Consider the following 25,060-nt stretch of genomic DNA (forward strand, 5'->3'; position numbering starts at 1 on the left):
CCTGCGATAAGCACCGGGCCATACTGGGCCATTCAGTAGTCATTGACCCGTGACCCAGCGCTCCGGCGTGGCGGACCGACTAGTGTGCATGGCCGACGACCCACTGGTTCTGGAGGACTCCACGATGACGGCGATCGCCCCGCCGAAGCTGCAAACCCGCAATGGCGTCGACTTCGCCGTCGCGGACCTGTCGCTGGCCGAGTTCGGCCGCAAGGAGATCCGGCTGGCCGAGCACGAGATGCCCGGCCTGATGGCGCTGCGCCGCGAGTACTCGGAGGTCTACCCGCTCAAGGGCGCGCGGATCTCCGGCTCGCTGCACATGACCGTGCAGACCGCCGTGTTGATCGAGACACTGGTCGCGCTGGGCGCCGAGGTGCGCTGGGCCTCGTGCAACATCTTCTCCACCCAGGACCACGCGGCGTCGGCGATCGTGGTCGGCCCGCACGGGACCGAGGAGGAGCCCAAGGGCGTGCCGGTGTTCGCCTGGAAGGGCGAGACCCTGCCCGAGTACTGGTGGTGCACCGAGCAGATGCTGACCTGGCCGGACGGCCAGGGCCCGAACATGCTGCTCGACGACGGCGGCGACGCCACGCTGCTGGTGCACAAGGGCACCCAGTACGAGGCGGCCGGCGTGGTGCCGCAGCCCGAGGAGGACGACGCCGAGGAGTGGAAGGTCATCCTCGAGGTCCTGCGCAACAGCCTCGACGCCGACGCCCAGAAGTGGACGAAGATCGGCAAGAGCATCCGCGGCGTGACCGAGGAGACCACCACCGGCGTGCTGCGGCTGACCCAGATGGCCGCCGCCGGTGAGCTGCTGTTCCCGGCGATCAACGTCAACGACTCGGTGACGAAGTCGAAGTTCGACAACAAGTACGGCATCCGGCACTCGCTGATCGACGGCATCAACCGCGGCACCGACGTGCTCATCGGCGGCAAGGTCGCGGTCGTCTGCGGCTACGGCGACGTGGGCAAGGGCGCGGCCGAGTCGCTGGCCGGCCAGGGCGCCCGGGTGATCGTCACCGAGATCGACCCGATCTGCGCGCTGCAGGCCGCGATGGACGGCTACCAGGTGGCCAAGCTGGAGACGGTGCTGCCGATCGCCGACATCGTCATCACCACCACCGGCAACAAGGACGTGGTGATGGCCCACCACATGGCCGACATGAAGCACCTGGCCATCCTGGGCAACATCGGCCACTTCGACAACGAGCTGGACATGGCCGGCCTGGCCAAGGTCCCGGGCATCCGCAAGATCAACATCAAGCCGCAGGTCGACGAGTGGGTCTTCCCCAACGGCAAGTCGATCATCGTGCTGTCCGAGGGCCGGCTGCTCAACCTGGGCAACGCCACCGGCCACCCCAGCTTCGTGATGTCGAACTCCTTCTCCAACCAGACGATCGCCCAGGTCGAGCTGTTCACGAAGTACAAGGAGTACGACAACGAGGTCTACGTCCTGCCCAAGAACCTCGACGAGAAGGTGGCCAAGATCCACCTGGAGGCCCTGGGCGGCGAGCTGACCAAGCTCACCAAGGAGCAGGCCGAGTACATCGGCGTGGACGTCGAGGGCCCGTTCAAGCCCAACGCCTACCGCTATTGAGTTCTCGCCGCGCGTTCCGCGCGGGGCTCGGCCCCTTCGGGGGCCGATGCCTCGCCCCGGGCGAAGCATCGGCGGGGCCTCGCGGTCTCCTGTGACGGCGGGCCCTGTGTTGTGAAGGGGCCCTTCCTGGCGTTCGACGTCAGGAAGGGCCCCTTCAGCACGTTCAGGGCGCGCCCCAGTGCACGGTGATGCCGGCGCGGTCGCAGCTGACGGGTTCGAAGTAGGCGCTCACCACGCCGTCCAGGCCATAGCTGAGCTCCTCGTGCACGATGGCGTCGCCGTGCTGCTCACGGAAGCAGCGCACCGGCAGCACGCCCCGATGGAAGCGCAGTTGGAGCAGGTAGTTGCCGGCGGGGGCGGGGAAGCGGCGCAGGTGGCCGCCGGTCTGGCCGACGGCGGTGTCGATCACCGTGTAGCTGAACACGTGCATCTCGCCGGGCCGTAACCGGCGGTCGAACAGCAGCTCGAAGGCCACCGAGCCGTCCGGCCCGCGCTTGCGCATGCGGCCGGCGCGGCAGCCCTCGCCGGTGTGCACGGCGGAGTGCTCGACCTGGCCCTGCTCGTCGGCGGGGTGCAGTGCCAGGTAGCGGTCCGCGCCGTCGGCGCTGCCCCGCACGACGAGCCGGCTCAGCACCGAGCGCCGGGTCCGCGCGGCGTTGACGGTCACGACCTCGTGCAGCGCGAGCACGTCGAGCAGCCCGTTGCGCAGATCGGCCTCGAACTCCTCGGCGGCCAGGCTGGTGGACCGCCCGGAGTGCTCGCCCATCGGCTCGATCAGCCCCAGCAGCGAGTTGGACGGCAGGTCCAGCACCTGCTCCAGCGCCAGCACGGCCTCGGTGGCGCGGGGCATCTCGGGCCGGCGCAGGCCGCGCTGCCAGTAGCTGAGCGTGGACTGTCCGATGTGGGTGCCGGCCTCGTCCAGTGCCGCCCGCAGCCGGGCCAGCGGCAGGCCGCGGTAGGTGATCGCCTGGTGTAGGGCCTGATGAAACGGCCCGTCACGCAGCGCAGTCGCTAGCGTGGGCGGCAGTCCGCCAGTCGGGTGCACTTTTTCACTCGGTGCGTCCAGGCTTTCCCCGGCCAACGCGGCACCACCCATCTCCCGGCCTGCCGTGTCTGAAGTGGACGTTAGAGTAGTCACTCGTTTTGGTGATTGATAGCGACCCCTCCGAGCGACCTCTGCGGTGCGTCTCTTGCGGGTGCCCGGACCAGTTTTTGACGATCACTTGTCGGGTTCACGACAGCTGCCCGACACTGCTGAGGACGCTGTCAACGTTGTCACCGTCTTGGGGGTCTGATGCGCCCACTGGTCGTCACCCTGCTCGCGCTGGTGCTGCTCGCGCCGCCCGCGCTCGCTGGCCAACCGCCGCTCGCCGACCCGGTCGCCCTGACCGATCCGATGATCGGGACCGGTTCCGCCGGCGCGGCCGTCGGTGAGATCAACAACTTCCCCGGCCCGAGCACGCCGTTCGGCATGCTCCAGTGGAGCCCGGACACCGCCGACCACTACGCCGGGTACTCCTATGAGGACAAGACCATCAAGGGCTTCAGCCTCACCCACGCCTCGGTCGGCTGCCGCCAGTTCGGCGACGTGCCGATCCTGCCGGTCAGCGGCGACGTCGGCGCGACGCCGTGGTCGCTGCAGGAGCCGTTCACGCACGCAGGTGAGCAGGCCTCACCCGGCTACTACACGGTGACCGCGGGCGGCGTGCGCACCGAGCTGACCACCGCGCAGCGGGCCGGGCAGGGGCGGTTCACGTTCCCGGCCAACGCCCCCGCGCACGTGCTGGTCAAGGCCGGCGGCAGCCTCAACGGCGACACCGACGCCAGCGTCGCCTTCCCGGACGACCACACCGTCACCGGCTCGGCCACCTCGGGCGGATTCTGCGGCCAGGGCAACAAGTACACCGTCCACTACATGATCACCTTTGACCGGCCGTTCACCGCCAAGGCCTCGTGGAGCGGCAGCTCGGCAGCGGTGCCCAACGTCGTCGCGCCGGACGAGAAGGCCCGTGGACTGGCCGGTCCACAGATCGCCGGTCCACAGGTCGGAGCGACCCTCGACTTCGACACCAGCAAGGACGCGACGCTGCGGGCCAAGGTGGCCATCTCCTTCGTCTCGGTTGACGGCGCGGCAAAGAACCTGGCCGCCGACGCGCCCGCGTGGGACTTCGCCGGCATGCAGGCCGCCACGAAGGCCCGCTGGGCGTCCTACCTCGGTCGGATCGCCATCGGCGGCGGGCGGACCGACCTGATGAAAACGTTCTATGCGGCGCTGTACCACTCGCTCCAGTACCCGGTGACGTTCAACGACGTGGACGGCGGCTACACCGGCTTCGACGGCAAGGTGCACAACACCGGCGGCCGCACCCAGTACGCCAACTTCTCCGGCTGGGACATCTACCGCTGCGAGATCCCGCTGCTGGCCACGCTCGCCCCGGACGAGACCTCCGACATGATGCAGTCCCTGGTCAACGACGCCGACCAGTACGGCTGGCTGCCCAAGTGGCCGGTCTACAACGACGAGTCCGGGGTGATGAACGGCGACTCGGTCGCCCCGATCATCGCCGGCGCGTACGCCTTCGGGGCCCGGGACTTCGACGCCGGCAAGGCGCTGGCCCAGCTGGTCAAGGGCGCGACCAAGGACGGCACCGTGGGCTGGGGCTACGAGGAGCGGCCCAACGTCGTGGCCTACCAGCAACTCGGCTACGTGCCCTCGGCCGACAACGAGAACGTGTCGATGACCGAGGAGTACGCCATCGACGACTTCGCCATCGGTCAGTTCGCCGCGGCCCTCGGCGACGACGACACAGCGGCGACTTTCGCGACCCGCGGCCAGAACTGGCAGCACGTCTTCGATCCGACCACCGGCTACGTCCGGCCGCACGGTTCCGACGGCGCCTACCCGGCCGGGCCGGTGCTCGTGCCACCGCCGCCCGGCCAGTTCGCGCCCACCGGCTTCGCCGAGGGCAACGCCGCCCAGTACACGTGGATGGTGCCGCAGAACCTGGCCGGCCTGATCGGCGCGGTCGGCGGCCGGGACGCCGCGATCAAGCGCCTGGACGACCTGTTCACCAAGCTCAACGTCGGCCCGGTCGAGCCGTACTACTGGGCCGGCAACGAGCCCATGTTCAGCGTGCCGTGGACGTACGACTACCTCGGCCAGCCCTGGAAGACCCAGGACGTGGTGCGGCGGGTGCAGTCGGAGCTGTTCGCGGCGACGCCCGACGGCGAGCCCGGCAACGACGATCTCGGCGCGCAGTCCGCCTGGTACGTGTGGTCGGCGCTCGGCCTGTACCCGGTCACGCCCGGCGCCACCGACCTGGCCGTGAACACGCCGCTGTTCCCGCACGTCGAGATCCGCACCGGCGCCGGGCGGCGGATTGTGATCGACACTCAGGGCGCCGGTCCGCACATCCAGGGCCTGTCGGTCAACGGCGTGCCGTGGAACCGGACCGGGCTGCCGTCCGACCTGCTGGCCTGGGGCGGGCACGTGCAGTACCGGCTCGGCGACGGCACCGGGTGGACCGCCGCGCCGCCGAAGTCCTATCGGGACGGTGAGGCGCCGGCGATCGGCTACGTGACCCCGCTCGGCGCCTCGACCGGCAACACGTTCCAAGTTGGCGCACGGAACCAGACCGGCGAACCGGTGACCGTGCCGTGGACGCTGACCGTGCCCCCGGGCGCGTCCGCGTCGTTGACGCGGGGGCAGCTTGTGGTGCCGGCCAACGGGACGGCAAGCGTGCCCGTGACGATTCAGGCCACCGCGAACGGCCTCTACCCGGTGTCCGTCGACTTCGGTCACAAGCAGCGCGCCACCGCCTACTTCGCCGTCGCGGGCACCGACCACACCACCACCGCGTGCAGCACGCTCGGCGCGACCAACACCGACTGTGGGCTCACCCAGATCGAGTACGCCAACGACGGCGCGACCGCTCCAGTGACCGTCAACGGAGTCTCGGCCCGGCGCATGGTGCGTGCCCACGACTGGGGCGACTACCGGTACATGTACTTCCAGGCCGACCAACGCGCCATCCCCGGCACCGGCCCGTACAACGCCACGATCACCGTGCGGTACCTGGACACCGGCACCGACACGTTCGTTCTCCAGTACGACTCGGTGAACCAGTCCTATGTCGACGCCCAGCGCGTCACCAAGACCGGCACCGGCACGTGGCAGGACGTCACCGTCACCGTCAAGGACGCCAAGTTCGCCCACCGCGAGAACGGCCAGTCCGACTTCCGGATCTCCTCCGACGGCTCCGGCGACGCCAGCGCCGAAACCATCGCGTCGGCGCACCTCACGGTCGTCGGGCCGGACATCCTCGCGGTCCGTCAATGCCCCGCCACTACGCCATAACGGCCGCCGTCGCCACGGAGTCGCTCGGCCCCGCCGCTGCTTCGCACGGTTGCTGGATTTTTTGAGGGCCGCCACTCGACGCGCCCCACCACCCAGCCGACGCGGCGCTCGAAAAATCCAGCAAGGGCGAGGCAGCGGGTCCGAGGGGCCGAGCCGCGACGCCGGAGGCGGCGCCATGTTACGCCTTGACCTGGTCCAACAGCGTCAGGAACACATCGCGTTCGATCACGGCCGGCTCGTCCGCGAGCCGGCCGCCGATGTGGCACACGAACGTCTCGGGGCTGACCACCTCGATCGGCATGGTGTCCGGCATCCGGCACGTCACCAGGCCGGGCTCGGGGGTGTGCACCAGCACGATGCCCTCGACCTGCACCTTGGGCAGCAGCATCTGGTACGCGGCGACGGTTCGCGCGAGCCGCAGCGAGCCGCCGTCGAAGCTCTCGCCGTCGCGCAGCAGGTCGCCGTCGCCGTCGCTGGTGTAGTGCCCGGCCGGCCAGATCTTCGACTCGATCAGCAGCAGCTTGCGCCCGCACAGCACGGCATGGTCGACCTCGGCCTTCGAGGAACCGGGCCAGGCCAGGCCGTGGAAGATGCGCGCGGCCGGGATCTGGCCCAGGTAGCCGGACAGCAGGTCCAGCGTCATCCACTCGCCGCGGGTGCAGTCCTTGACCGGCTCGTCCTCGGACGGCAGCAGCCGGGTGCCCGGCGCGCCGAACAGGTTGAACGTGCGGAAGTCGAGGGTGAAGATCCGCTCGGTCACCCGGGAGGACAGGTACCAGCGGCCCAGCGGCGGCAGCGCGAACACGCCCGCGGCCAGCAGCACCACGGCGATCCCGGACAGCGCGCCGGCGGACAGGGCGTAGATGCCCAGCGCCGCCATGCCGGCGGCCCAGATGTAGGTGATCACGGCCAGGAACTTCGGCGTCGCCTTGCCGGCGATGGTCACCGCGACGTACACGATGGGCACGATCATCACCACCGCGACGACGGAGAAGCCGCCGGCCAGCATCGGCACCACGGTGGCGGCCAGCAGCGCGGTCCACACCGCGGCCACGGTGAAGAACCAGCGCTGGGCCCAGCCGAAACCGGGCCGCCAGTGCACCTTCGAGTCCGGGTTGACCCGCTGCCACCAGGGGATCGTGTCGGTCGGGATGGCCCGCAGGCCGGACGGGAAGCCGGCCGGCTGGGGCGGCGGTTCCGGCGGCCGCTCCTCCCGCTCGGCGTAGGCGGCCTCCTCCTGGAACTCCTCCCAGGCCTCCCATTCCGGCGGCGTCGGCGGCCGCGGCCGCCGCTGCTCGGGCACGCCGAGGGAACGCCGCTGGTCGTAGGCGGCGCGCTTGGCCGGGTCGGACAGCGTCTCGTACGCCTCCTGCACCAGCCGGAACATGATCTGGCTGCCGCCGGCGTCCGGGTGCAGCACCTTCACCAGCGAACGGTGGGCAGACTTGATCTCCGCCTGAGAGGCGCCAGGCTTGACTTCCAGCAACTCGTAGTAGTCGACTCCGCCCACGGCCCTTCCCATCTGCGGCTACGTCTGGCGCGGGTACGAACACGATAGGTTGCCTCGGCGTCAGAGTCCCGTCCAACCTGGGCCGTTTCATCACCCGATCGGTTAAGTCCGTAGGGTGGGCACCCGTGGCGAGGCTGGTCGTGATCGAAGGACTTGACGGCGCGGGCAAGCGGACGCTGTCCGACGCGCTGACCGCCGAACTGGACAAGCGGGGTGCGACCGCGACTCGGATCGCCTTCCCGCGCTACGGCGAGGACGTGCACGCCGACCTGGTGCGCGACGCCATGTACCTGCGGCTCGGCGACCTGGTGAAGTCCGTGCACGGCATGGCCGTGCTGTTCGCGCTGGACCGCCAGGCGGCCAAGCCGGTGATCGCCGAGGCGCTGGCCGAGCACGACGTCGTGCTGCTGGACCGCTACATCGCGTCCAACGCGGCGTACGGGGCGGCTCGGCTGCACGAGGATGTAAACGGCGATTTCGTGCGCTGGGTTCATGACCTTGAGGTCGGGCGCTTCGAGCTGCCGCTGCCCGACCGCCAGCTGCTGCTGCGGGTTCCGGTCGAGGTCGCGGCCCAGCGCGCCGCCGGCCGTGAGCAGACGGAGCGGCAGCGGGACAGCTACGAGACCGACGACGGCCTCCAGGCCCGCTGCGCCGTGGTGTACGACCAGTTCGTCGACACCGGCTGGCTCGCCCCGTGGACCGTCGTGGACGGCGTCGGCGGCGCGGACTTCAGCGCGCTGGCCGAGCAGCTGCTGGCGTAGCGAGGGCTTCTCTAGAGCGCCCCGACCAGGTCGCCGCCCCAGCGTTCGATCTCCGCGTCCAGGTCGAGCGGCCCGGTGCCCGAGGCCTGCTTCATCGCGTCGGTGACCCGGTCCAGCGGCACCAGCCAGGACACCTCGAACTCGATGCCGTCGGGGTCCTTGGCGTACAGCGCCTTGGTCGTCACATGATCGGACGCGCCGACCAGCGCACCCGCCTCACGGAGCCGGTCGGCGTGCTCGGCCAGGTCCTTGAGCGTGGTCACGGACCAGGCCAGGTGGTACAGGCCGACGGTGTCGCGGCCCGCGCCGGACGGCTTGGCGTCCGGGCCGACCTGGAACAGGCCCAGGTCGTGGTCGTTGTCGGAGTCCGGAGCCTGCAGGAACGCGGCGCCCGGGAACTGGTGCACCACTCGGAAGCCGAGCACCTCGGTGTAGAAGGCGACGCTGCGCGAGGTGTCACGCACGTACAGCACCGCGTGGTTGAGCCGGCGGATCGCCATCGCTGCCTCCCTTGTTCAATATTCAACTATAACGTCGGTAACAAACCGTGAGCGTTACACGCTGTAGCTCGTGAACCCGACGGGGACGAGGGTGGGTGATGGCGCATGACCGAGCGCTGGAGCAGTGCGGCGGAGCGCAACGGACCGATCGCTGCCGGTGGTGACCGGAGTGTTGATCGCTGGGGTGCGCGCGGCCGCCAGGCCAGCAGTGCGACGATGGTAGGCATGAAGGCACGCGTCCTGGTGGTCGATGACGACCCGGCCCTGGCGGAGATGCTCACCATCGTGCTGCGCGGTGAGGGGTTCGACACCGCAGTCGTCGCCGACGGCGCGCGGGCGCTGCCGGCGCTTCGTGAGCTCAAACCGGACCTGGTGCTGCTCGACCTGATGCTGCCCGGGATGAACGGCATCGACGTGTGCAAGGCGATCCGGGCCGAGTCCGGCGTGCCGATCGTGATGCTCACGGCCAAGAGCGACACCGTCGACATCGTGCTGGGCCTGGAGTCCGGCGCCGACGACTACGTGGTCAAGCCGTTCAAGCCCAAGGAGCTGGTGGCCCGCATCCGCACCCGGCTGCGGCGCACCGAGTCGGAGCCGGCCGAGGTGCTGGCCATCGGCGACCTGGCCATCGACGTGCCCGGCCACGAGGTCACCCGGGAGGGGCAGGCCATCCAGCTCACCCCGCTGGAGTTCGACCTGCTGGTCGCGCTGGCCCGCAAGCCGCGCCAGGTGTTCACCCGCGAGGTGCTGCTGGAGCAGGTGTGGGGCTACCGGCACGCGGCCGACACCCGGCTGGTGAACGTGCACGTCCAGCGGCTGCGCTCCAAGGTCGAGAAAGACCCGGAGCACCCCGAGGTGGTGCTCACCGTGCGTGGCGTGGGGTACAAGGCGGGTCCTCCGTGATCGGGGCCTGACCGATGCGGGTGGACACCAGGCCGGTGACCCGGTGGGTGCAGGAGGCACCGGCCGTGGTGCGGGAGCGCTGGCAGCAGGCCAGCGAGCTGTGGCGGCGGTCGTTGCAGCTGCGGGTGGTGGTCAGCACCCTCGCGCTGTCCTCGGCCGTCGTCTTCGTGCTGGGCATGGTGCTCCAGTCGCAGATCACCGACCAGATGCTGAGCAGCAAGACGAGCGCCGCGACCGCGCAGATCAAGGCCAGCGTCACGGCCGTGCAGCACCAGCTGGTCGGGGTCAGCCCGGGGCCGGACAGCCTGATCACCCGTTTCAACGCCGCCCTCAACTCGCTGACCAGCAGCGGCTCCCCGAACATCGACGGCTCGTCGGCCGGCGCGTTCGAGCCGATCCTGGCCGACGCCCGCACCAAGGACTCCGCCGGCAACGTCACCGCCACCGCGCACTACGGGGACGTCCCGGACGACCTCAAGCGGTTCGTGCAGAACGATGAGATCGCCACCCGGATCCACACCGTGTCCCGGGACGGCGTGTCGACCACGATGCTCATGGTCGGCGCCCAGGTGCCCAGCGCCAACCACCCGGTGCAGCTGTACCTGCTGTTCCCGCTGACCGCCGAGCAGCACACCACCGAGGTCGTGCAGAACACCCTGATCGTCGCCGGCGTCGTGCTGCTGCTGTTGCTGGCCGGCATCACCAACCTGGTCACCCGGCAGGTGGTCCGCCCGGTGCGGCAGGCCGCCGAGGTGGCCGAGCGCTTCGCCGACGGCAAGCTGGACGACCGGATGCCGGTGGTCGGCGAGGACGACGTGGCCCGGCTGGCCGAGTCGTACAACGAGATGGCCGAGAGCATCCAGGCCCAGATCCGGCAGCTGGAGGAGTTCGGCCTGCTGCAGCGGCGGTTCACCTCCGACGTGTCGCACGAGCTGCGCACGCCGCTGACCACCGTGCGGATGGCCGCCGACGTGCTGCACGCCTCCCGGGAGCAGTTCCCGTCCGGCCTGGCCCGCTCCACCGAACTGCTGGTCGACGAGCTGGACCGGTTCGAGGCGCTGCTCGGCGACCTGCTGGAGATCAGCCGCCTGGACGCCGGCGTCGACGAGCTCACCGCCGACCTGGTCGACGTGCGCGGTGTCGTGGAACGTGCCGTCGCCGCCGTCGGGCCGGTCGCCGCCAGCTCCGGCAGTGCCGTCGAGACCTACATGCCCGACGCCGAGGTGCCGGCTGAGATCGACGCCCGGCGGGTCGAGCGTGTGCTGCGCAACCTGCTCAACAACGCCGTCGACCACGGCGAAGGCCTGCCCGTGCGGGTCCGCGTCGCCGCCGACGAGCACGCCGTGGCCATCGTCGTCCGGGACTTCGGCGTCGGTCTGCGTGAGGGCGAGGCCGAGCTGGTGTTCAACCGCTTCTGGCGGGCCGACCCGTCCCGCAACCGCCGCACCGGAGGCACCGGTCTCGGCCTGGCCATCAGCGTCGAGGACGCCCGGCTGCACGGCGGCTGGCTGGAGGCCTGGGGCGAGCGCGGCCAGGGCGCCTGCTTCCGGCTCACCCTGCCGCGCCACCAGGGGCAGGAACTCACCGACAGCCCGCTTACCCTGCCGCCCGACGAGGAACCGCCCGTCCGTGAACCGGCCGAGGCTGAGGAAACCCCCCTCGTCATCGCCGAGATCGAGGCCGACGCCGAGGTCGAGGAGATCGCCTGGCAGCCCGCCGAGTCCGTGGCCCTGGACGAGCCGGCGGTCCTCGACGAGCCGGCGGCCGAGGAGCCGGCCGTCACCTGGCAGTCCGCCGACGCCTCCCCGGCCGTCGAACCCGGCGAGATCGGCCACGACCCCGAGCTGGACGGGGTGCCTCCCACCCCGCCGCCGATGCCGTTCCCGTCACGCGCCTCGGAGTCCCGCCTCTACCCGCTGCCCGCCGAGCCCGACGGCGGGCCGGTCGGGCCGGGCGCCGCCGAGTCGGCCACACCCACCGCGTCCGAGTCCACGTTCGCGAACTCGAAGTCCGCTGGGGAGGTCCGGTGATCCGGCGGTCCCGACCGGCGCTGCTGCTGATCGTGCTGCTCACGGCGCTGGCCACGGTCGCGGGCTGCGCCGCCATCCCGGACGAGACCCCGGCGCAGGGCGTCGCCGCCGGCGACGGGGGCGGCAAGACAGCGCCCGCCCCGGAGCCACCGCTGGACCTGCAGCCGGCCGACCTGGTGCGGGCGTTCCTGAACGCCAACGCCGACTCGAGCTCCAGCTACGCCGCCGGCCGGACCTACCTGACCAAGGCCGCGCAGCCGAAGTGGCAGCCCGGCTCGTCGATCACGATCATCCAGGACACCTTCAACACGCTGCCCGAGCAGACCAAGCCCGACCACGCCACGGTGCAGGTCAGCATGCAGATCATCGGCCGGTTGGGCGCCGACGCGGCGTTCGTGCCGCAGTCCACGCCGGCCGCGCTGACCCTGCCCGTCGACAAGCAGGACGGCCAGTGGCGGATCAGCACGCCGCCGCCGGGCGTGTACATGACGCTGGACCGGTTCAACGAGCTGTACCGGCAGGTCAAGGTGTACTTCCTGGACCCGCAGAAGCGGGTGCTGGTGCCCGACCTGCGCTACATCCTGGCCCAGCCCAGCAACGGCCTGCCGGCGCGGGTGATCGACCTGCTGCTGGCCGGACCGTCCGACGCCATGCAGGGCGCGCTCACCAGCGCGCTGAGCTCCGACGCCGTGCTGCAGTCCGGCGGCGTCGAGGCCGGCGACGGGGCGGTGCTGGTCAACCTCAGCCGGGTCGGCGACCTCTCCGCGGCCAACGTGAAGCTGGTCATCGCCCAGGTCGTGCAGTCACTGGCCGTCGTCACCAACAGCCGCATCCGCATCGAGCAGGACGGCACCGCGCTGTCCCCGGACCGCCTGGACTGGCGGATCGGCGACCTGCCGGCCTACGACATCGGCACCAGCCCCAGCCCCGACCTGCCCGGCCTGCTCGTGCAGGACGGTCTGATCAAGCAGCTCGACGGCAAGCCGCTGAACGGGCCGGCCGGCAACGGCTCCTACACCGTGCTGACCGCCGCCCAGTCCATCGACGGCAGCGAGCTGGCCACCGTCAGCAAGGACAGCGGCAGCGCACAGCTGCGGGTCGGCGGCCTCACCCAGCTCGCGCCGGTGGTCGACCTGACCGCCGGCACCCTGACCAGACCCACCTGGGTCTCCGCCGACTCCGCGACCGACGCCAGCAACGAAGTGTGGACCGTCGCCGACGGCAGCCGGGTCGCCCGCGTCGTCAAGTCGGCCGAAGGCACCTGGGTGCCCCACCCGGTCAACGCCAACGACCTGAGCGCGTTCGGCCCCATCACCGACCTGCGGCTGTCCCGGGACGGCACCCGGGCCGCCGTCATCGCGAACTCGCAGCTCATCGTCTGCGCGGTCGTCCGCACCCCCAACTCGGACACCGTGGCCCTGCGCTCGCCCCGCGTCCTGCTGCCCGACACGCTGACCAGCGTGGTCGGCGTCGACTGGCTGCTCCAGGATCAGCTCGTGGTGGCCACCTCCTCCCAGGAATCGCCGATCATCCAGGTCGCCGCCGACGGCGACCCGGTGTTCAACCGCTACAACGCGGCCAACCTGACCGCCCCGGTCACCGCCGTCACCGCCGCCCCCAGCCGCCCGGTGATCGTGGTGGACGCCGGCGGCATGTGGACCTCCTCGGACTCGAACTCGGTGTGGCGGGTGCAAGGCATCAACGTCCGCCACGGCTCCACCGCCGTGCCCTTCTACCCAGGCTGAGCTGTGCTTTTGGCGCCGCCTTCGGCGTCGCGGCTCGGCCCCCGGGTAGCCGATGCCTCGCCCTTGCCGGATTTCGCCCGCCGCATCCGGCCTGGGTGGTGGGGCGCGTGGGTGGCGGCGGGCGAAATCCGCCAACCGGGCGAAGCACCGGCGGGGCCTCGCACTCTCCCGAGTTGGCGCCAGGATCGGTAGGTTGGTTGGCGGTGGGTTGGTTAGTCCGTGCTGGTCAGCGCGACTATTGCCGTGACCTCCAAGCCGGCGGCGGTGAGCACCTGGTGGCACGCGGCGGCGGTGGCGCCGGTGGTGATGACGTCGTCGAGTAGGACGACGGGGCTGCCGCGGGGCGGCGCGGCCCGAGGTCGCAGGCGTACCCGGCCGGCCAGGTTGGCGGCGCGGGCGGTCGGGTCCAGCCCGACGGAGTCGGTGGCCGAGGGGGCCAGCTCCAGCACCGGGGCCACCGCGACGCCATGACCGGACCTGGCCAGCTCGGTGGCGCACCAGCGGGCCAGGTTGGTCATGTGCTCGCCGCCCCGCAGCCGGGAGGTCCGCCGCCGCGACGGGGCCGGCACCAGCCACCAGACGCCGTCCGGGCCGGGCCGCGCTTCGGGCACCCATGGCAGGGCCTTGGCCACGGCGACCCCCAGCGGCTGGGCCAGCTCGCGCCGGCCGCGCTCCTTGTACGCCAGCACCGCGTCTCGGGCGGGGCCGCGATAACCGGCCAGGGCGTAGGCCGGCGGGCCGGCCGAGATGGTGGGCCGGCGGACCGGCGACGGGCCGCCGAATTCGGTCGCGCAGGACTCGCACCACAACCGACCATTCGTTCGGCAGCCGACGCAGCGGACCGGCAGGACAAGATCGAGCAGTTTCGTCGTCATGGGCCCCACCATGCACCCCGAACCTGGCAGTCCCGGCGGCCCGTGTTTATTACCCGTGAGTTCGGGTATCGCCTCAAACCTGAAGAGTCTTCGCATGAGTGAGAGAACCTCACACCGCGACCTGGGGGTGCGCGTGAAGCGAATGTTGGGTTTCTGGCCACGACCTTCGGTACGGGTGATCACCCGATACCACCCACATGGGTGAACTTGGTCCGGGGGACTCGATCACTGTCCCCGGTTCCGGCCGGTCACGCGAAGATCGCCGTCGCTGGCCGGTCGCGTACCGCGACTACCACCATCGGGGCGACCCGATGCGGTGGCGGCGGCTCGCACACGTGACCGGGAACCCCGAGCTGGACTGGCACGTTGCCCCGATATGAGGCCCTTGCTCAGCCCGTTCGCCGCAGTAGGTTGGCGACCTCGGCCGGCATGGGTCCTGCGCCGTCGGAGTGAAGCGTGGCCCACCCGTTCGGTGCGCTCCGTGCCCTGGGCGCGTTCCCGGCCCGTGCCCGCGACTCGATCGGTCACGGAACGTGGTGACCTGAACTCTCCAGCAACGGGGTCTGTCGCAACGGCGAATCCGGGGCTAACGTGCTCCGCTATCAAGCATTCCGGCCCGCGGGGAGGAGGCGAACAGCCCATGACCCTGGCGCCGGCGAGCAGCGGCATCTGAGCCGCCTCGGTCACCACCCGGCGCCGAACACCATCCCCAGCATTGATGTTCTCGCAGCAGCGAGGGAGGTCGTGTATGGACATCGTCGTGAAGGGCCGCAACGTCGAGGTGCCCGATCACTACCGGGTGCACGTGGCCGACAAGCTGGCCCGTCTTGAGCGCTACGACAAGAAGGTCATCCGATTCGACGTGGAACTGTTCCACGAGCCCAACCGCCGGCAGTCCAAGAACTGCCAGCGGGTCGAGATCACAGCCAAGGGGCGGGGCCCCGTGGTGCGTGCCGAGGCATGCGCCGGCGACTTCTACGGAGCGCTCGACTGCGCGGTGAACAAGCTGGAGAACCGGCTGCGCAAGATGCATGATCGTCGCCGCGTGCACTACGGCCGTCGCAGTCCCGCGTCGGTCGCCGAGGCCACTGGCGCTATCGGCGCCCTGGCTTCCCCCATCGACGACGGTGTCGCGCAGACCGCCGCGACAGCCGTGTTGGAGATGGCGCCCGCCTACGACCCGGGCCTGGCCGAAGTGCCGGCCCAGCGGTGGGACGAGGCCGCCGTCGACGAGTCGCTTCCGGGGCAGATCGTCCGCGAGAAGGAGCATCCAGCCAAGCCGATGACCGTCGACCAGGCCCTCTACGAGATGGAGCTGGTCGGACACGACTTCTACCTCTTCCACGACGCCGACAAGCAGTGTGCGAGCGTCGTCTACCGCAGGAAGGGATTCGACTACGGCGTGATCAGGCTGGGCTGACACGCACCCGGGAACCTCGACGGCCGGCTCCCACGTTGTACTGGGGGCCGGCCGTTACCTGCTGACGGTCGGTCCGCCTACGATGACGGAAAAGGGCGTCCGCACCCAGGGCGCGTGACGAGAACCCGACGAGCGAGGTCCCCCGGATGGTCCTGTCCCGATTGCTTCGCGCCGGCGAAGGCAAGATCCTCAAGCGCCTGCGCAACATCGCGAAGCTCATCAACTCTCTCGAAGAGGACGTCGTCGACCTTTCCGACGATGAGCTGCGGGCCAGGACCGACGAGTTCCGCCAACGCTATGCCGACGGCGAGAGCCTGGACGAGCTGCTGCCGGAGGCCTTCGCGGTGACCCGCGAGGCGGCCAAGCGGGTGATCGGCCAGCGCCACTACGACGTGCAGCTGATGGGCGGCGCGGCGCTGCACCTCGGGCACATCTCCGAGATGCGCACCGGTGAGGGCAAGACCCTGACCTGTGTGCTGCCGGCCTACCTCAACGCCCTGGCGGGTGACGGCGTGCACGTCATCACCACCAACGACTACCTGGCCAAGCGCGACGCCGAGTGGATGGGCCGCATCCACCGCTTCCTGGGCCTGAAGGTCGGCGTGATCATCGCCGACATGACGCCCGAGCAGCGGCGCGAGGCGTACAACGCGGACATCACCTACGGCACCAACAACGAGTTCGGCTTCGACTACCTGCGCGACAACATGGCGTGGACCCTGGACGAGTGCGTCCAGCGCGGCCACAACTACGCCATCGTCGACGAGGTGGACTCGATCCTGATCGACGAGGCCCGCACGCCGCTGATCATCTCCGGCCCGGCCGACCAGTCCTCGCGCTGGTACCAGGAGTTCGCCCGGCTCGCGCCGATGATGCGCAACGAGACCCACTACGAGGTGGACGAGCGCAAGCGCACGGTCGGCGTCACCGAGGCCGGCGTGACCTTCATCGAGGACCAGCTCGGCATCGACAACCTGTACGAGGCCGCGAACAGCCCGCTGGTCGGCTACCTGAACAACGCGCTCAAGGCCAAGGAGCTGTACAAGCGCGACAAGGACTACCTGGTGCGCGACGGCGAGGTGCTCATCGTCGACGAGTTCACCGGCCGCGTGCTGGCCGGCCGCCGCTACAACGAGGGCATGCACCAGGCGATCGAGGCCAAGGAAGGCGTCGAGATCAAGGCCGAGAACCAGACGCTGGCCACGATCACGCTGCAGAACTTCTTCCGGCTCTACGACAAGCTCGGCGGCATGACCGGCACCGCCGAGACCGAGGCGGCCGAGTTCCACCAGACGTACAAGATCGGCGTGGTGCCGATCCCGACCAACAAGCCGATGATCCGCCGCGACATGCCGGACCTGGTCTACAAGACCGAGGAGGCCAAGTTCGAGGCGGTCGCCGACGACATCGCCGAGCGGCACGAGAAGGGCCAGCCGGTCCTGATCGGCACCACCAGCGTCGAGCGGTCCGAGTACCTGTCGAAGCTGCTGGTCAAGCGGGGCATCCCGCACAACGTGCTGAACGCGAAGAACCACGCCAAGGAGGCGTTGTTCGTCGCCCAGGCCGGCCACAAGGGCGCGGTCACCGTGGCCACCAACATGGCCGGTCGAGGCACCGACATCATGCTCGGCGGCAACCCGGAGTCCATCGCCGAGGAGGACCTGCGGGCCCGCGGCCTGGACCCGGACGAGACCCCGGACGAGTGGCGCGCCGCCTTCGCGGCCACGCTCGAGGACGCCAAGGCGCAGGTCAAGGCCGAGGCCGACGAGGTGCGCGAGGCCGGCGGCCTGTACGTGCTGGGCACCGAGCGGCACGAGTCGCGGCGCATCGACAACCAGCTGCGCGGCCGTTCTGGCCGTCAGGGCGACCCGGGCGAGTCCCGGTTCTACCTGTCGCTGGGTGACGAGCTGATGCGGCGGTTCAACGCCTCCATGGTCGAGGTCGTGATGAACCGGCTGCGGGTGCCGGACGACGTGCCGATCGAGCACAAGATGGTCACGCGGGCCATCCGCAGCGCGCAGACCCAGGTCGAGCAGCAGAACTTCGAGATCCGCAAGAACGTGCTCAAGTACGACGAGGTGATGAACCAGCAGCGCAAGGTGATCTACGCCGAGCGCCGCCTCGTGCTCGAGGGCGAGGACCTGCACGACAACGTGGAGCAGATGATCACCGACGTGGTCACCGCGTACGTCAACGGGGCCACCGAGGGCGGCTACTCGGAGGACTGGGACCACGAGAAGCTGTGGACCGCGCTCAAGACGCTGTACCCGGTGTCGCTGAGCTGGGATGAGCTGACCGAGGACGAGTCCGAGGACCTGACCGGTGAGCGGCTGCTGGAAGCCGTGCTCGACGACGCCCGGTCCGCCTACTCCGGCCGCGAGACCGACATCGACGGCAAGGTCGGCGAGGGCGCCATGCGCGAGCTGGAGCGCCGCGTCGTGCTGTCGGTGCTGGACCGCAAGTGGCGCGAGCACCTCTACGAGATGGACTACCTCAAGGAGGGCATCGGCCTGCGGGCCATGGCCCAGCGCGACCCGCTGGTCGAGTACCAGCGCGAGGGCTTCGACATGTTCAACGGCATGTTGGAGGGCCTCAAGGAGGAGACCATCGGCTTCCTGTTCAACCTCCAGGTCGAGGCGGCCGAGCCGGAGCCCGTGCAGGTCGCCGCGGCCGATGTGCCGCAGATCGCCGTCGCGCAGGCCCAGCAGCAGGGTGCGGTGGCCGCGCCGCCGGCCCCGCCGCAGCCCGCGCCCGGCAGCCAGGTGCCGCCGGCGCTGCGGGGCAAGGGCCTGGGGCAGCACGAGCAGCAGCGGCTGTCCTACAGCGGTCCGAACGAGGACGGCGACGCGGACTCCCGTCAGGACAAGGCCGACGGCGATGGCGCCGGCACCCGTCGTGAACGCCGCGCCGCGGCTCGGTCGCAGTCCAAGCAGGACCGCAAGCGCCCGCGTCGCTGACGTCTGAACGCGAGAACGGGGCGGACCTTTCGAAGGTCCGCCCCGTTCTTCTTTACAGCACCCGGAACACGTTGCAGCGCAACGGTTCCCGCACCTCGAACTGGGCGGCCAGCGCCCGCAGCCGGGTGTCGATCTCCGCGATCCCGCACGCCTCCACGATGCCCTCTACCGGCTGTTGGGCGTGCAGGCTGCGCAGCCGGCTCCGGTGCGTCGTGGTCCGACCGCGGGCCCTGGTCTCGATCGATCCGTAGGCCGTCGGCGTGAACTGCTGGCGGAGCTGGACCACCGGGCGTCGGCCGTCGATCGCCTCCAGCACCTGGTTGATCAGGTTGCGGATGCGGCTGGCCACCGCCGGCGGCACCTCGCCGACCGGCGGCGACGCCGGCGGCGGGTCGGCCACCACCCGCAGCCGGCGCCGGGCGAGGTGGGTCGGTCGCGGCGGCGGGCCGGGTTTCGGTTCATAGTCGGGCAGTGCCCGCAGCACGATCGGTTCCGCGATCGTGGTCATACGCCATGGCTGAGCCAATGAAGCCCCCGTTTTCTCGCTCCCCCATGGCCCGACAGAGCCGCATATCGGACACCGGCGGACCGCCGTAGCCTGATGGGGTGATGAAGGGACTAGTCGTCGACTTCGGCGGTGTGCTCACCGACCGCGGCCCCGACGCCGCCGCCGAGCCCCCGCTGATCGGCGCCGTGCTCGCCGCCCGCCGGGCCGGCATCCGCACCGCGCTGCTGTCCAACGCGGACGGTCCCGGCGAGCCGATCCCTTGGCTGGAGCGGCTTTTCGACGTGCTCGTCTTCTCCGGCGACGTCGGCGTGGCCAAGCCCGACACCGAGATCTACCGGCTCACCGTCTCCCGACTCGGCCTGGCGCCGGGGGAGTGCGTCTTCGTCGACGACCTCGCCGTCAACATCCGCGGCGCCGTCACCGCCGGCTTGGTCGGCGTGCACCACACCTCCGTGCCGTCCACCCTGGCCGAGCTCAGCACCCTGCTCGGTGTCGATTTCGCCTGAGGTCGTTCGTGTAGCTGGTGACCGGGCCGCACACCCGCGGTCCACACCGGAAGGACCGACCATGCGTTCCATCACGGCCACCATGTTCGTCACCCTCGACGGCGTCGTGCAGGGCCTAGGGCGTGCCGACGAGGACACTCGCGGCGGCTTCAGGCACGGCGGCTGGGGACCTCGGTACAACGATGAGGTCATGCTGCGCGAACTCGGCCAGGGCATGGCCAAGGCCGGCGACCTGCTGTTCGGGCGGCGGACCTGGCAGGACTTCACCGCCGCCTGGGGGCGTGCCACCGACGGCAACCCGTACACCACGCTCATGAACGCCGCCACCAAGTACGTCGTGTCGCGGAGCCTGCCGGACGCCGACGCGTGGCAGAACTCCGTCCTGCTGCGCGGCGACGCCGTGCAGACCGTGGCCGAGCTGAAGGCCCAGCCCGGCAACGACCTGGCCATCAACGGCAGCGCGTCGCTGGTGCGGAGTCTGCACGCCGCCGGGCTGATCGACACGTACACGCTGCTCATCCACCCGCTGACCCTGGGCAGCGGCACGCGGCTGTTCGACGGCCCCGCGCCGATGGCGGAGCTGGAGCTGACGGGCTGCGTGTCAACGAGCAAGGGCGTGATTATCGCTCACTATGCCCGGCGATAAAGACCCACCACCCACCACTCCCGGGGGGCGTGCCCAGGCTCAGTCTACCCGCGCACCACGGTGGACGATCTTGGTAGCGGGGTGGCTGTGGATAACTCGGTCCCTCGGTCGGGGGAACGAATCGGGAGCGGGCGGCCGTCGCCGCTAGCGTCCGCAGGCATGGACGCACTGGTGCTGGCCTGCACGTTCACCTTCGCGACGACGGCGCACGGGCAGTCGGTGACGGCAGTGTGCCCGATGCCGGTCTACCGGGTCATCGCGCAGTGCGGGGATCCGGGCAAGCCGCAGGGAGGCTGGACGGTGCGGGGACCGCTGGCCGGGGCGAACGGATCCACGGCCACCTGCCGGGGGAGCCGGATCATCGACTATCGGGTCGAGACCGCCTGACGAGTTCGAAGCAGAGGACGGCGGCGGCGCTGGCGACGTTCAACGACTCGACGCCGCCGGACATGGGGATGGAGACCCAGCGGTTGATCAGGGGGCGCACGCCGTCGGTGACGCCGGAGGTCTCGCTGCCGAGCACGAAGGCGACCTTGGCGGGGAAGTCGGCGGTGAACACGGTGTGCCGGGCGCCGGCGTCCATGGCGACGAGGGTGTAGCCGGCGGAGCGCAGCAGGCCGGCGGCTTCCTCGGCGGTGTAGCAGCGGAGCACGGGGGCGGTGAAGGCGACGCCGGCGGAAGCCTTCACGACGAGGGGATCGATGGTGGCCACGCCCTTGCGCGGCACGACGATGCCGTCGAGACCGGCGGCGGTGGCGGTGCGCAGGATCATGCCGACGTTGGCGGGGGTGGTGATCCCGTCGAGCAGCAGCACGGACGTCGGCGGACGGCGATCACCCAGCGCGGCAGCCAACGTCCGCATCCGGGGAGCGACGACGTCGGCCAGCACGCCCTGGTCCTGCTTGCCGTTGCCGGCGAGCACCTTCACCCGCTGCGCGGACGCCCGCTGGACCTGGACGCCCCGGGCCCGGGCGGCGTCGAGGATCTCCCGGGCGGCCGGCCCGCGGGCGCTGTCGGCGAGCACGACCTTGTCGACGGACAGACCGTCGTCGGCCAATGCCTCCAGGACCGGCTTGCGCCCGTAGACGGTGACGAACCGATCCTTGGGGGAGACATTGTCGACATCGGGGACCTCACGCACGCCAAGCAGGATGGCACAGCGGTGGGGATGTGCCAGGATCGGCACCATGCCGGACCGCCTCTCGGCGCTGGACGCGTCGTTCCTGTACCTGGAAGACCAGACGACCCCGATGCACGTCGGCGGGATCGCGGTCTTTCGCAAGCCCCGGACCGGCTTCGACTACGACGGCCTGGTCGCGCTGATCGAGCAGCGGCTGTCGCTGGTGCCCCGCTACCGGCAGAAAGTGGTCCAGGTGCCGGGCCGGCTGGCCCGCCCGGTCTGGGCGGACGACCCCGACTTCGACGTCACCTATCACGTGCGCCGCTCCGCGCTGCCCAAGCCGGGCAGCGACGAGCAGCTCAACGACCTGGCGGCCCGCCTGATGTCCCGGCCCCTGGACCACACCCGCCCGCTTTGGGAGACCTACCTGGTGGAGGGCCTGGAGCGGAACCGGATCGCGGTGATCACCAAGACCCACCACGCCATGGTGGACGGCATCGGCGCGGTCGAGCTGGGCCAGGTGATCCTGGACGTGTCGGCCACGCCGCGGCCGCCGGCGGAGAACCTGTGGATGCCGCAGCCGGAGCCGGGCGCGCCGCAGCTGATCTTCGACGCGGTGGCCGAGATGGTGCAGCGGCCCGGCGAGCTGGTGGAGAACGCCCGGTCGGCGGCGTTGGACGCGGCGGCGACGGTGCAGAAGGTGGCAGAGGCGGTCACCGGCGTGGTGTCGGCGGTGAAGGCGGCGGCGCGCCCGGCGCCGGGCAGTCCGCTGAACGTCCGCATCTCGCACCAGCGGCGGTTCGCGACGGCCCAGACCAAGCTGGACGACTTCCGCGCGGTCCGCAAGGCCCACGGCGGCACGGTCAACGACGCGGTGCTGGCCACGGTGTCGGGCGCGCTGCGGAACTGGCTGCTGTCCCGTGGTGAGGCGGTCAACTCGTACGCGACGATCCGCGCGCTGGTGCCGCTGTCGGTCCGTGACACCGACTCGGAGAACGGCGTCGGCAGCAAGGTGCAGGCGTACCTGGTGGACCTGCCGGTGGGCGAGCCGAACCCGGTGGTGCGGCTGCACCACATCAGCCACGCGATGCGCGCGCACAAGGAGTCCGGCCAGTCGGTCGCCGCCGACACCCTGGTCCGGGTCGGCGGCATCACGCCGCCCACGCTGCACGCGTTAGGGGCGCGCGCGGCCAGCTCGTTCTCCCGCCGCATCTTCAACGTGGTGGTGACCAACGTGCCGGGCCCGCAGGTCCCGCTGTACGCGGCCGGTGCGAAGATGATCGAGATGTTCCCGATCGTGCCGCTGGCCAAGAACCAGGCGCTGTCCATCGGGGTCACCTCCTACGACGGAGGTGTCTACTTCGGACTGAACGCGGACCGGGACGCGATGTCCGATGTGGACGTCGTGGCCGGCATGGTCGAGGAGTCGTTGGAAGAACTCGTCGGAACGGTGGCCACGTCATGAGGGTGTTCCTGCCCGCCACACTCGGTTTGCTGCGCCAGTTGGTGTCCGACGAGGAGTTCCGGCCGGTTGGCGGAACCGCGTTCGCGCTCACCCCGGCGCTGCGTGAGTCCTACGCCTCGGGCGACACCGAGGACATGGAGTACATCGCGATGCTGGACGCGGCCCGCGCCTCGCTACGGCTGCTGGCCGCCGAGCTGTCGGAGAACCCGGAGGCACTGCCGCGCCGGGCGGTGATCGCCGCCGACGTCGACGACGTGAAGCTGCGGCCGGACCTGGACTACTCGGTGGTCAAGGTGCCGGGCACGGTGACCATGAAGATGATCGCCTCCGTGCACGTGGACACCGCCGAAGCCGAGCCGGCGGTGCGGGCGGCCTCGGCCGTGGTCGACGCGGCCGACCTGGGCGACCCGGACGCCGAGTTCACCGTGGGCAGCGCCGAGGACCACGCCCTGGCCTGGTACGCGCCGCAGGAGTTGCCATTCCTGCTGGAGCTGATGTGATGGGTCCATGGACGCGGTCACCTCGGTACCCCAGCCGTACAACGAGCCGGTTCGCTCCTACGCCCCCGGCAGCGCCGAACGCGAGTCGCTCCAGCGCCGCGTCGCCGAGCTCGAAGGCAGCCGGCACGAACTGACCATGACGATCGGCGGTCGCCGGCGGATGGCCGCCGGCGAGCCGGTCGACGTGGTCCAGCCGCACGATCACGCCCACGTGCTGGGGGTGACCGCGCAGGCCAGCAAGGACGACGTCGCCGATGCCGTGCAGGCGGCCAAGGACGCCGCGCCCGCTTGGCGTGAACTGCCGTTCGACGAGCGCGCCGCGATTCTGCTGCGCGCCGCCGACCTGCTCGCCGGCCCGTGGCGGGACACGCTCAACGCCGCGACGATCCTCGGCCAGTCCAAGTCGGTGCAGCAGGCGGAGATCGACTCGGCCTGCGAGCTGATCGACTTCTTCCGGTTCAACGCGGCCTTCGCTCGGCAGCTGATCGCCGAGCAGCCGAAGTCCAGCCCCGGCGTGTGGAACCGGTTCGACCACCGCCCGCTGGACGGCTTCGTCGTGGCGATCACGCCGTTCAACTTCACCGCCATCGCCGGCAACCTGCCGATGTCACCGGCGCTGATGGGCAACACCGTGGTGTGGAAGCCGTCGCCGACGCAGCAGCTGGCCGCGCACTTCACCATGCAGCTGCTGGAGGCGGCCGGGCTGCCGCCGGGTGTGGTCAACATGGTCACCGGCGACGGCGCCGCGGTCAGCGAGGTGGCGCTGGCCGACCGGGACTTCGCCGGCCTGCACTTCACCGGCTCGACCGCCACGTTCAAGCGGCTGTGGCGGACCATGGCCGACAACCTCGACCACTACTGGTCCTATCCGCGCATCGTCGGCGAGACCGGCGGCAAGGACTTCGTCGTCGCGCATCCGTCGGCCGACCCCGACGCGCTGGTCACGGCCCTGGTCCGGGGCGCGTTCGAGTACCAGGGCCAGAAGTGCTCGGCGGCCTCACGCGCCTACATCGCCCGGTCGCTGTGGGACGGCGGGGTCCGCGAACAGCTCGCGGACGTGACGCGCGGCCTCAGCTTCGGCGACGTCACTGACTTCTCCCACTTCGGCGGCGCCGTCATCGACTCGCGGGCGTTCGGCAAGCACAGCGAGCTGTTCGAACGGGTTCGCAACGAGCGGCTGGTCGACATCCTGGTCGGCGGCGTCGCCGACGACCGCGTCGGCTACTTCGTGCAGCCGACGGTGCTGGTCGGCGAGGATCCGCGGCACGACGTGTTCACCACCGAGTACTTCGGGCCGATTCTGTCCGTGCACGTCTACGAGGACGCCGACTTCGCCTCGGTGCTGGAACTGGTCGACACCTCGACGCCGTACGCGCTGACCGGCGCCGTGTTCGCCACCGACCGCGCGGTGATCGAGCAGGCACACCGGGCGCTGCGCTTCTCGGCCGGCAACTTCTACGTCAACGACAAGCCCACCGGGGCGGTCGTGGGGCAGCAGCCGTTCGGCGGCAGCCGGTCCTCGGGCACGAACGACAAGGCGGGCTCGATCCTGAACCTGACCCGCTGGACGAGCCCGCGCTCGGTCAAGGAGACCCTGGTCCCGCCGACCACCCACGGCTACCCGCACATGGCCTGAGTGAAAGGACGCTTTCGCACGTTC

19 protein-coding genes and 1 pseudogene are annotated in these 25,060 nt (G+C 70.5%); 14 read left to right on the forward strand and 6 right to left on the reverse strand.

Features of this window, described 5'->3' with window-relative positions:
- Positions 1 to 124 precede the first annotated feature (124 nt).
- Positions 125 to 1,597, forward strand: coding sequence for an adenosylhomocysteinase (gene ahcY / locus JJ691_RS43640; RefSeq protein ID WP_211772098.1), 1,473 nt, complete (start codon positions 125 to 127; stop codon positions 1,595 to 1,597).
- Positions 1,598 to 1,760: 163 nt separating this feature from the next.
- Here ahcY and JJ691_RS43645 read toward each other — a convergent pair whose 3' ends face one another.
- Positions 1,761 to 2,642, reverse strand: coding sequence for a hypothetical protein (locus JJ691_RS43645; RefSeq protein WP_249227404.1), 882 nt, complete (start codon positions 2,640 to 2,642; stop codon positions 1,761 to 1,763).
- 249 nt (positions 2,643 to 2,891) lie between these two features.
- Here JJ691_RS43645 and JJ691_RS43650 point away from each other — a divergent pair, with 249 nt between their 5' ends.
- The gene (locus JJ691_RS43650) at positions 2,892 to 5,954 is read left to right on the forward strand and encodes a GH92 family glycosyl hydrolase (RefSeq protein WP_211765274.1); all 3,063 of its coding nucleotides are present in this window, start codon (positions 2,892 to 2,894) and stop codon (positions 5,952 to 5,954) included.
- A gap of 178 nt (positions 5,955 to 6,132) precedes the next feature.
- Here JJ691_RS43650 and JJ691_RS43655 read toward each other — a convergent pair whose 3' ends face one another.
- Positions 6,133 to 7,464, reverse strand: coding sequence for a J domain-containing protein (locus tag JJ691_RS43655; RefSeq protein WP_211765275.1), 1,332 nt, complete (start codon positions 7,462 to 7,464; stop codon positions 6,133 to 6,135).
- Positions 7,465 to 7,589: 125 nt separating this feature from the next.
- Between JJ691_RS43655 and JJ691_RS43660 the strand changes: the two genes are divergently transcribed.
- On the forward strand, positions 7,590 to 8,225 hold the full coding sequence (locus tag JJ691_RS43660; RefSeq protein WP_211765276.1) for a dTMP kinase: 636 nt from the start codon (positions 7,590 to 7,592) through the stop codon (positions 8,223 to 8,225).
- 11 nt (positions 8,226 to 8,236) lie between these two features.
- On the opposite strand, the gene JJ691_RS43665 is transcribed toward JJ691_RS43660, so the two are convergent.
- A complete protein-coding gene (locus tag JJ691_RS43665; RefSeq protein WP_211765277.1) occupies positions 8,237 to 8,725 on the reverse strand; it encodes a VOC family protein in 489 nt (162 codons plus the stop codon).
- Positions 8,726 to 8,950: 225 nt separating this feature from the next.
- Here JJ691_RS43665 and mtrA point away from each other — a divergent pair, with 225 nt between their 5' ends.
- The 3 genes and pseudogenes from mtrA to JJ691_RS43680 all read left to right on the forward strand — a co-directional run bounded on the left by mtrA (position 8,951) and on the right by JJ691_RS43680 (position 13,403).
- On the forward strand, positions 8,951 to 9,628 hold the full coding sequence (gene mtrA, locus JJ691_RS43670) for an MtrAB system response regulator MtrA (protein ID WP_211765278.1): 678 nt from the start codon (positions 8,951 to 8,953) through the stop codon (positions 9,626 to 9,628).
- A gap of 14 nt (positions 9,629 to 9,642) precedes the next feature.
- Positions 9,643 to 11,250, forward strand: a pseudogene (mtrB, locus tag JJ691_RS43675) (MtrAB system histidine kinase MtrB); the annotation flags it as partial.
- Positions 11,251 to 11,654: 404 nt separating this feature from the next.
- On the forward strand, positions 11,655 to 13,403 hold the full coding sequence (locus JJ691_RS43680) for an LpqB family beta-propeller domain-containing protein (protein WP_211765280.1): 1,749 nt from the start codon (positions 11,655 to 11,657) through the stop codon (positions 13,401 to 13,403).
- Positions 13,404 to 13,615: 212 nt separating this feature from the next.
- On the opposite strand, the gene JJ691_RS43685 is transcribed toward JJ691_RS43680, so the two are convergent.
- Positions 13,616 to 14,278 (reverse strand): ComF family protein, encoded by a 663-nt coding sequence (locus tag JJ691_RS43685; RefSeq protein WP_211765281.1) that lies wholly within the window; start codon positions 14,276 to 14,278, stop codon positions 13,616 to 13,618.
- Positions 14,279 to 15,026: 748 nt separating this feature from the next.
- Between JJ691_RS43685 and hpf the strand changes: the two genes are divergently transcribed.
- Together hpf and secA are read left to right on the forward strand one after the other, a co-directional pair.
- Positions 15,027 to 15,698: a ribosome hibernation-promoting factor, HPF/YfiA family gene (gene hpf / locus JJ691_RS43690; RefSeq protein WP_211765282.1), complete on the forward strand. Its 672-nt coding sequence runs from the start codon at positions 15,027 to 15,029 to the stop codon at positions 15,696 to 15,698.
- A gap of 146 nt (positions 15,699 to 15,844) precedes the next feature.
- Complete coding sequence (gene secA / locus JJ691_RS43695) at positions 15,845 to 18,655, forward strand: preprotein translocase subunit SecA (RefSeq protein ID WP_211765283.1); 2,811 nt, start codon at positions 15,845 to 15,847, stop codon at positions 18,653 to 18,655.
- 52 nt (positions 18,656 to 18,707) lie between these two features.
- Here the strand turns inward: secA and JJ691_RS43700 are convergent, their stop codons facing one another.
- Positions 18,708 to 19,163, reverse strand: a complete 456-nt coding sequence (locus JJ691_RS43700; protein WP_211765284.1) for an Rv3235 family protein — start codon at positions 19,161 to 19,163, stop codon at positions 18,708 to 18,710.
- 101 nt (positions 19,164 to 19,264) lie between these two features.
- On the opposite strand from JJ691_RS43700, the gene JJ691_RS43705 reads away from it, so the two are divergent.
- The 3 genes from JJ691_RS43705 (at position 19,265) to JJ691_RS43715 (ending at position 20,702) form a co-directional block, all read left to right on the forward strand.
- Positions 19,265 to 19,669, forward strand: a complete 405-nt coding sequence (locus JJ691_RS43705) for an HAD-IA family hydrolase (protein ID WP_211772100.1) — start codon at positions 19,265 to 19,267, stop codon at positions 19,667 to 19,669.
- Positions 19,670 to 19,730: 61 nt separating this feature from the next.
- Positions 19,731 to 20,315: a dihydrofolate reductase family protein gene (locus JJ691_RS43710; RefSeq protein ID WP_211765285.1), complete on the forward strand. Its 585-nt coding sequence runs from the start codon at positions 19,731 to 19,733 to the stop codon at positions 20,313 to 20,315.
- A gap of 159 nt (positions 20,316 to 20,474) precedes the next feature.
- On the forward strand, positions 20,475 to 20,702 hold the full coding sequence (locus tag JJ691_RS43715) for a hypothetical protein (protein WP_211765286.1): 228 nt from the start codon (positions 20,475 to 20,477) through the stop codon (positions 20,700 to 20,702).
- Here the strand turns inward: JJ691_RS43715 and JJ691_RS43720 are convergent.
- Complete coding sequence (locus tag JJ691_RS43720) at positions 20,674 to 21,456, reverse strand: TrmH family RNA methyltransferase (protein ID WP_249227406.1); 783 nt, start codon at positions 21,454 to 21,456, stop codon at positions 20,674 to 20,676. The genes JJ691_RS43715 and JJ691_RS43720 overlap by 29 nt on opposite strands.
- A 46-nt stretch (positions 21,457 to 21,502) precedes the next feature.
- Here JJ691_RS43720 and JJ691_RS43725 point away from each other — a divergent pair, with 46 nt between their 5' ends.
- The 3 genes from JJ691_RS43725 to pruA are packed head-to-tail and all read left to right on the forward strand — an operon-like array spanning position 21,503 to position 25,036.
- Complete coding sequence (locus JJ691_RS43725) at positions 21,503 to 22,900, forward strand: WS/DGAT/MGAT family O-acyltransferase (protein WP_211765288.1); 1,398 nt, start codon at positions 21,503 to 21,505, stop codon at positions 22,898 to 22,900.
- Positions 22,897 to 23,400, forward strand: coding sequence for a DUF6912 family protein (locus JJ691_RS43730; RefSeq protein WP_211765289.1), 504 nt, complete (start codon positions 22,897 to 22,899; stop codon positions 23,398 to 23,400). The genes JJ691_RS43725 and JJ691_RS43730 overlap by 4 nt, the downstream gene beginning before the upstream one ends.
- Positions 23,401 to 23,407: 7 nt before the next feature.
- On the forward strand, positions 23,408 to 25,036 hold the full coding sequence (gene pruA / locus JJ691_RS43735) for an L-glutamate gamma-semialdehyde dehydrogenase (RefSeq protein WP_211765290.1): 1,629 nt from the start codon (positions 23,408 to 23,410) through the stop codon (positions 25,034 to 25,036).
- The last annotated feature ends 24 nt before the right edge of the window (positions 25,037 to 25,060 follow it).

It is taken from the genome of Kutzneria sp. CA-103260 (assembly GCF_018263855.1).
Lineage (GTDB): Bacteria > Actinomycetota > Actinomycetes > Mycobacteriales > Pseudonocardiaceae > Kutzneria.